At 55.5% G+C, this 5574-nt stretch carries 9 protein-coding genes; 1 reads left to right on the top strand and 8 read right to left on the bottom strand.

Annotated elements, in window-relative coordinates:
- Nucleotides 1-209 (top strand): hypothetical protein (locus E4680_RS14360; RefSeq protein ID WP_205688943.1); only part of this gene is annotated, 209 nt, incomplete at its 5' end.
- 554 nt (nucleotides 210-763) lie between these two features.
- Here E4680_RS14360 and E4680_RS13385 read toward each other — a convergent pair.
- The 8 genes from E4680_RS13385 to E4680_RS13350 all read right to left on the bottom strand — a co-directional run.
- Nucleotides 764-1024 (bottom strand): hypothetical protein, encoded by a 261-nt coding sequence (locus E4680_RS13385; RefSeq protein WP_135282923.1) that lies wholly within the window; start codon nucleotides 1022-1024, stop codon nucleotides 764-766.
- Between the two features lie 76 nt (nucleotides 1025-1100).
- Nucleotides 1101-1361, bottom strand: coding sequence for a hypothetical protein (locus E4680_RS13380; protein WP_135282922.1), 261 nt, complete (start codon nucleotides 1359-1361; stop codon nucleotides 1101-1103).
- A 253-nt stretch (nucleotides 1362-1614) separates the two neighbouring features.
- On the bottom strand, nucleotides 1615-2418 hold the full coding sequence (locus E4680_RS13375) for a hypothetical protein (protein WP_135282921.1): 804 nt from the start codon (nucleotides 2416-2418) through the stop codon (nucleotides 1615-1617).
- A 12-nt stretch (nucleotides 2419-2430) separates the two neighbouring features.
- A complete protein-coding gene (locus tag E4680_RS13370) occupies nucleotides 2431-3552 on the bottom strand; it encodes a phage minor head protein (protein ID WP_135282920.1) in 1122 nt (373 codons plus the stop codon).
- On the bottom strand, nucleotides 3545-4267 hold the full coding sequence (locus tag E4680_RS13365) for a DNA methyltransferase (protein ID WP_205688942.1): 723 nt from the start codon (nucleotides 4265-4267) through the stop codon (nucleotides 3545-3547). Before E4680_RS13365 ends, E4680_RS13370 begins: the two co-directional genes overlap by 8 nt.
- Entirely contained in the window at nucleotides 4260-4592 is a 333-nt protein-coding gene (locus tag E4680_RS13360; protein ID WP_205688941.1) for a dATP/dGTP diphosphohydrolase domain-containing protein, read from the bottom strand. Before E4680_RS13360 ends, E4680_RS13365 begins: the two co-directional genes overlap by 8 nt.
- A 27-nt stretch (nucleotides 4593-4619) precedes the next feature.
- Nucleotides 4620-4883 (bottom strand): hypothetical protein, encoded by a 264-nt coding sequence (locus tag E4680_RS13355; protein WP_135282919.1) that lies wholly within the window; start codon nucleotides 4881-4883, stop codon nucleotides 4620-4622.
- Between the two features lie 16 nt (nucleotides 4884-4899).
- Nucleotides 4900-5574: DUF4055 domain-containing protein (locus E4680_RS13350; protein WP_135282918.1), on the bottom strand; the 675-nt coding region annotated here is incomplete at its 5' end.

The following is a 5574-nucleotide window of genomic DNA, read 5'->3' as shown; positions in this document are numbered from 1 at the left end:
GGCTGATCATGCTTTCAGATGATCCTCATCTTACTTTTGGCAGAGCCTCTGCTTTTGCGCACTGGGTCACAGCTGAGATTGGCCCTGGAATGATCTCAAAATCTAGCGAACCGCCCCGCTTTGCAGTGTTGGCCACTATCTACGCCGAATGGATGACTGCGGAAATCGAAGCTGAACTTGCTGAACTTGTTGCTAAGTATAGGCTGTGAATGATGGATTATCGAATAACGGCAAATGAATCCAAGGTTCTTTCTGTATGGTCTGAAATATATGACAAAGAAAGATCGATCATAACATTGAGCCAGATATCTGCGATTTCTGGCATTTATAGGCCGCGGCGATATGTTCGTGCGTTGGCCAGAAAGGGTCTGCTTGCCCTTAGCCCGATGTTCGACGAACAAACTGCACTTTTATGCGGTTCTGGATATTCGCCTACAGATGATGGATGGAGGATGATAGATGAAGAAAACAATTAGCTGCGTATGCTCGACAGTCAAGTCAGATGGCCTTCACTGGCGGGCCGATCCTGATCACGTCAGCAACATCAGGCCAGGTTACTTAGTTTACAAGCTGAAGGTTTCTGGTGAATTATTTTACTCAATCCGTGATGGTGAAGATTCGGACAGATCTTCGCGCGACCATGAATATGCAATCGTAATGATGAATGATCTGCTTTATGGGCACATCAAGGAGCGAATCCGAAATGCGATCCGCAATATCATTCAAGATGCTAAATATCCAGCAATTGATGAGCTAAAGGCAGTTATGCCGCACGGGTCGCGGCGATTAGGAAATCCCATGCGTGCTTTGGGTTCCCCGTTTCTGCAACTCCGGCGATTGCTGCCCGGCCAAGCACGTCATGCGGCAGTTCAACAGGGACTACCGCAAAGCCCGCACGGGACAAGGCCGCAATCAGTTTCACCGGCCAGTCCTCAAGCGGCACGTCTTGGTTGTCCATCGCGCAAGCCGCTTCGTAGAGCGCTTCGCGCGGGGTTGCAATCTCGCTGTAGTAGCCTTGTTTCATGTCGTTCTCCGGCAGTGCGGCCTAACAATTCATTCAAGCCGACGCCTGCGGCGCGGCTTGATTCAGGTGTTAGCCGTCAAATCCGGGTGTACCCGTCTTCAAACGCCTTCGCTGGTGAGTAGCTTTTGTAGCCATCGGCATAGACAACGTAGTACCCGCCTGGATGCGGCTTGTGCTTGTAGTACCAATCCCAATCAACAGAGATTGGCGCATATCCGTCCTCATCAAACACCAGCGTCGGGGTTGTGACTTTGTTGTCATGCACTTCCTTGATCTTCAGCGCCCACACTTGTTTGTGGCATTCGTAGCGCGGCATTTCTTGCATTACTTCGCTCATGTCGTATCCTCTTCGTTGGGTCAGCCGCGTTTACGGCTAACATTTCATTCAAGCCGACGCCTACGGCGCGGCTTAATTCAGGTGTTCTGAAAGAGCTAGCCGGGGAATGATTCTTGCGCCAGATCTCCTGATGTCCGTCATTGCGCATGTCGATGACGCCCAGAGACTGGCCGACACATTATGGACTTGCGGGATTCATCCTCGTCTGGCCAAAGGGTGAATATGCCCCATGCGCAAACATGGGGCAATCGAATCATGCCCTGGCTGCCTCTTTAAGCTTACTCGCCAGCGCCGGATTCGTCTGTTCGAGGCGCGCCTGCTCGGTAACGTTAATCGTGCCCTTCGCCCATGGATTGGCAATGCTGCTCGAAGATGCTCGACCGCCTCGCAAGCCTCCGCTGACATTCTCAGACCACCAGCGCGGGCGCATCCCGTTGTCGCGGACATGGGCAAGCATGCGCTCGGCGTCAATGCCGGCAGGAATCCCAGACGCACCATCACGCACCTGTACCACGCCATCAGCCGCAACCTCCAGCGTCGCCTGGCCGAGCATGATGGCATCCTCGATCGAGTCAGGATCGAGGCCGACCTTGCTTGCTGCAGCGCGGATGGCGTCCGTGACCTTGCGTTGCTGCTCAGCTGCAGACATCTTCTGCAACAGCGCTTCCGCTTCCTCGTATTTCTGCCGTAGGGCGTCGCGCTCGCGCTCGATTGGCAGAGTCGCGGCCTTGATGCGAGCCGACGACACTTCGTCGATGCGCGCCTGAATGTCCGATGTTTGCTTTGCCAGCGCCTCATATTCCGGCAGGCGATCCAGCACGGACTGAATGTGCTGCGGATCGTGCTTTGCCAGCGGCGCCCAGTTTCGCCACTGCGCCTCGATCTGTCGTGCACGCTCCCGCTCTGCATCGAGAGCCCTCTTCACGTCAGCGAATGCTGATTCGGGCTTCACGCCTTCGATCGCTGCCAGTTCCCATTTATTCCCGCGCTGCTCATAAAGCTCGCGGTACTGTTCCGGGATTTCGTCGGCGGTTTCGTATTCGGATTTGATCGTCATGCTTACCTCTCGTTACAGTCCTGCGCGCTCGAACGCGCGTTTGTGTTTGCGTCGCAGCTCGTCGAGCGTCAGCGTGCGCCCGCCTTCAGTCGTGAACTTGTCAATTTTCAGTCCCCCCTCTCGGAATAGTTTTGCTCGAGTTGGCCCAAGAACTTCGTCCTGGAACGCCGCCGAACGGCGCTTTAGCCAGTCGCTATAGGTCGTTGATTTTGGCACTCCGCCAACTCGATCACGGAAATATTGCCGCCGATACGCCTGGAACCCGCCCTTTGGCTTGCCGTCAGCAATATATGCCTTGCGCGCCATTGAATCGGTGGCCTCAACATAGGGCCGGTCTCCGACTAGGTAATCCAATCCCAGGAACGGCACTCGGCGCGATCGGCAATTGAAATGCAACGGAGGCCTTGGCCCTTCGCCGGCGGAAAAAACCTCGCCGTCATTTGATGCACAAATAAAAGTTGTACTGCGATCGAGCGTCGCAACGAACCTCTCCTGTTTGATGTACGGGTTCTTGGCTGCGAACAGCGCCTGCGCCTCCGACGACACGTGATTGATTGCCGTTCTCACTGTGCCCTCGATTGACCTCCTGGTCATGCCCGCAACGCCAGAATCCGCGTAAATCTCCCGCGCAATTTGAGCCGGCCCTTGCCCTGCAACCATGCCTAGCTGTATTGCTCGCGAGAATCGCGCTGCATCATCCGATTGCATCTTTGCAGCCCAGTCAGCCAACAAACGGCCCTCGAATGGCCGGGAAGTGGATATTGAAATGAGCGAGCTTGTAGCGACTACCGACGGCCTGATATTGCCGTCTGACGCGGTTACGATTGCGGCAATAACGCCATCCTGAGATGCGATGGCAACCTGATTTACTCGGTCCGTCAGTTCGATAGACAGCTGGCCCCACGCCTCTGCGCGCATTTCGGCTATCTGCTGCTGTGCGCGCCTGATTTCGGCGTATTGTGCAGCCGTGACGCCGGCATTGATCTCAAGATCAAGCAGGATGGATTTTATCTTCGCGTCTGTCCTGTCGAGGATCTCGATCAGATCTTCTGCGGTTGCGGACGCAAGGCGCATAAGGTCCGTTTGAGCCTCGATGATCTCGTCTTGAAGCGCATCATTCCACCCGTCAGCCATGACAGAGCATATCCCGCTGGCGCGTCTCGTTCTCTATGCGCGCCTTGGATGCCTGGAAGTAATGCGGGTCAATCTCGCATCCTACAAAGTCACAGCCGACGTAATGGGCTGCTATTGCGCTCGATCCGCTGCCTAAATGGGTGTCTAAAATCCGCTGCCCTTTCTTGGCGTAGGTGGTGAATAGCCATTCATAGAGCTTCACGGGTTTTTGAGTTGGGTGGATTCGGAGCTCCTTGTTCTTCATGTCGCCCTGAAGCATCCCGGCCCATCGGAATCGAAACAGACGAACTGCTGTTTTAAAGCTCGTCCAGGCAAGCTCGCAATCAGCAAAATCAGCTGCTCCATTATCCTTATCCCACACCACCCAACACGGCGAACCCTGCGCAATCCTGTCAATGAAGTGGTTAGCCCCCCATACAATTTGATTTTTTCTCACTCGTTGCAACTCTCTGAAATACTCCACAGGTGGCGGCTCTAAATCATCGCCATAAAAAGGTTTATAATCTTTAGCAGCAATCAGTCTGCACCGGCTGGCGTTTTTCTTGCCGCTCTCGCCAATCCCATAAGGCGGGTCAACGATCGCCAGATCAAAGGCATTGTTTGGCTGTGCCTGCATGTATTCCATGCAATCAACGTTTAACAATTCAATGCTCATAGCTTTTTCACTCGCTTCGAGGTCGGCGCGGATGCGCGGCGCGATATCGGCATCAGCCAACTCCTGGTGAGGCACCAACGTCTTTGGGTCGGTCGTCCAGGTCGGTGCGATGCTCCAAGCCCAAAATGAACATGCAGCAACACATAGCGTGAGCCGCATGCGAGAGGCCGGTTTCTGGGTCGTTGTCTTGGCCGACCAGGTAGGCAAACAGGTGGCGTAGCGCAGCGCCTATCAGGCGTGACTTGTGCAGCCCTTTCCGCCAGTTGTGCGGCGCGTATTTTTGCGCGCCGAACGTCAGCACCTTGGAAAGCTCTTCCATGGCGCGAGGGTCGAGCAGATCCATGCGTGGTTTGTTGTTGTCAAACTTCACGGCAATATCGGCCACGATCGGCTAACTCCTGGTCAGGCGCCATCAGTCCATCCCCGTATCGGCAGGCGCGGTGCGGAAAATCTCAGCCACGCGCTCGAAGGCGGCGGCCATTTCCTCGCGCCGGGCCTGTGACTTCGGCAGCCAGAAAGTCACGGCGCTTCGGTCATCGTCCATCGGCGGGTGATGCAGCATCGGAGATGAGTGCAGCATCAACTGCGCGGCGTGGTAGGTCACGCCGGTATTGCTTTCCTTCGCCAGCAGGTTAACTTCAGGGGTCAGCTCTTGGCTGTAAACATTGATCCGCATTTTCCGGCTCCTTAGTTCAAGGCCCTTCGCTCTCGATCTCGTCCATTTCTTCTTCGTAACTGAACGGCGTGAATTTCTGCTTGGACAGCCACCAGTGATAGGCGCGCTTGGAATATGGGGCGCCCAGATTTCGAATCTGCGCCAACGCCAGCGCTTCGGCTGGATTTGCAGACTGCACGTTGAAATCCGTGAAAGGTTTGACCGCGACCTGATCAGGATTCGCGCCAACCCATCTAGCTGCGATTTTGAGAATGCGCTCAAGTCCTGCAGCACCAGCCGAAGCGACCTGCACCAGCGTTGCTGTCCTGGCAATCAGGCGCACATTCATGGCGTCGCCAGACTCGCCCGCCCCAGCATTGCCCAGGATGTCAACGCCGAGGTTTTTTGCCTGGATATGCATTGCATCAAGCGCTTGCTGTTGAGCCGTGAGGCCTTCAGCGCCTGGCTGAGCGTACTCAGCCGATCCGCCTATATCGACCTCGATGAATCCACCGGCGCCGACCATCACCTTCCGCTCGCCGTCGCCGTCATGCTGATCCCCGTTGTGAGCGAGGCCGGCGATAACCAGCGTGCTGGCTGACTGCATGTGCAAATTCAGTTTGTGATCTGCATCGAGTCGGTAGATCGAAGCGCATTTCTCGGCCAGCGGTAGCAAGGGCGGCTTGTCGATATCTGGCGCGGTGTCTGCGGC

The organism is Candidatus Macondimonas diazotrophica (assembly GCF_004684205.1).
Lineage (GTDB): Bacteria > Pseudomonadota > Gammaproteobacteria > UBA5335 > UBA5335 > Macondimonas > Macondimonas diazotrophica.
Note: the sequence above shows the minus strand (reverse complement) of the source record. Positions and strands in the feature narration are given on the sequence as shown.